The sequence below is a fragment of the Limosilactobacillus caccae genome (assembly GCF_900156885.1).
Lineage (GTDB): Bacteria > Bacillota > Bacilli > Lactobacillales > Lactobacillaceae > Limosilactobacillus > Limosilactobacillus caccae.
Window position 1 is genome coordinate 1 of record NZ_FTOY01000001.1, and the last position, 1,233, is coordinate 1,233.

Consider the following 1,233-nt stretch of genomic DNA (forward strand, 5'->3'; position numbering starts at 1 on the left):
ACGAGACTCGAACTCGTGATCTCATCCGTGACAGGGATGCGTCCTAAACCAACTAGACCAACGGACCAAAATTGCGGGGGCTGGATTTGAACCAACGACCTCCGGGTTATGAGCCCGACGAGCTACCAGACTGCTCTACCCCGCGATAATAAAAAGGAGGATGAGGGATTCGAACCCTCGCGTCGCTCTCACGGCCTAGCGGTTTTCAAGACCGCCCCCTTCAGCCACTTGGGTAATCCTCCATAATAAGATTAAATTGATTGATTCATCAAAGATAATCTTTGATGGACCTTGTAGGACTCGAACCTACGACCGGGCGGTTATGAGCCGCTTGCTCTAACCAACTGAGCTAAAGGTCCAAAACAGCCAGCCAATCGCGGCGGAGGGGATCGAACCCCCGACCTCCCGGGTATGAACCGGACGCTCTAGCCAGCTGAGCTACACCGCGAAAAACTAATAGGTAATATTAGAATTTTAAGTCGGGAAAACAGGATTCGAACCTGCGACCCCCTGGTCCCAAACCAGGTGCTCTACCAAGCTGAGCTATTTCCCGAAAAAATGCACCCAGAAGGAGTCGAACCTTCAACCTTCTGATTCGTAGTCAGACACTCTATCCAATTGCGCTATGGGTGCATATGAAGTGCCGAGGACCGGGATCGAACCGGTACGGTTATCACTAACCGCAGGATTTTAAGTCCTGTGCGTCTGCCAATTCCGCCACCCCGGCATTATAGAACTGGCAAAGCGGAAGACGGGATTCGAACCCGCGACCCCCACCATGGCAAGGTGATGTTCTACCACTGAACTACTTCCGCATATTAAGTGCCGACTAGAGGATTCGAACCTCCGACCCCCTGTTTACAAGACAGATGCTCTGCCAACTGAGCTAAGTCGGCAAAATAGGCACATAAATTGTTATGCCAAATAAATATATTGGCAATGAGCCGTGACGGGCTCGAACCGTCGACCCTCTGATTAAAAGTCAGATGCTCTACCAACTGAGCTAACGGCTCATGAGCTTAAAGCTCAATGGAGGATACAGGGCTCGAACCTGTGACCTCCTGCTTGTAAGGCAGATGCTCTCCCAACTGAGCTAATCCTCCATAAAGCGTGGCAACGTCCTATCCTCGCAGGGAGCGATCCCCCAACTACTTTCGGCGTGTTGAAGCTTAACTTCTGTGTTCGGCATGGGAACAGGTGTATCCTTCAAGCCATCATCACCACACTACTTGT

Annotated in this window: 11 tRNA genes and 1 rRNA gene; all 12 read right to left on the minus strand. The window is 51.1% G+C overall.

The window, feature by feature from the left end:
* Positions 1-71: 71 nt before the first annotated feature.
* Positions 72-145: transfer RNA gene (locus tag CZ502_RS00005), tRNA-Met, on the minus strand.
* A 9-nt stretch (positions 146-154) separates the two neighbouring features.
* Positions 155-242 (minus strand) — tRNA-Ser (locus CZ502_RS00010).
* Positions 243-285: 43 nt separating this feature from the next.
* Positions 286-359, minus strand: a tRNA-Ile gene (locus CZ502_RS00015).
* A 15-nt stretch (positions 360-374) separates the two neighbouring features.
* Positions 375-448, minus strand: a tRNA-Met gene (locus tag CZ502_RS00020).
* Between the two features lie 31 nt (positions 449-479).
* Positions 480-553, minus strand: a tRNA-Pro gene (locus CZ502_RS00025).
* Between the two features lie 6 nt (positions 554-559).
* Positions 560-633: transfer RNA gene (locus tag CZ502_RS00030), tRNA-Arg, on the minus strand.
* Between the two features lie 8 nt (positions 634-641).
* A tRNA-Leu gene (locus CZ502_RS00035) sits at positions 642-727 on the minus strand.
* A 16-nt stretch (positions 728-743) separates the two neighbouring features.
* A tRNA-Gly gene (locus CZ502_RS00040) sits at positions 744-815 on the minus strand.
* A gap of 8 nt (positions 816-823) precedes the next feature.
* Positions 824-896, minus strand: a tRNA-Thr gene (locus CZ502_RS00045).
* A gap of 44 nt (positions 897-940) precedes the next feature.
* Positions 941-1,013 (minus strand) — tRNA-Lys (locus CZ502_RS00050).
* A gap of 17 nt (positions 1,014-1,030) precedes the next feature.
* Positions 1,031-1,103 (minus strand) — tRNA-Val (locus CZ502_RS00055).
* Between the two features lie 5 nt (positions 1,104-1,108).
* Positions 1,109-1,225: ribosomal RNA gene (gene rrf, locus CZ502_RS00060) — 5S ribosomal RNA — on the minus strand.
* Positions 1,226-1,233 lie beyond the last annotated feature (8 nt).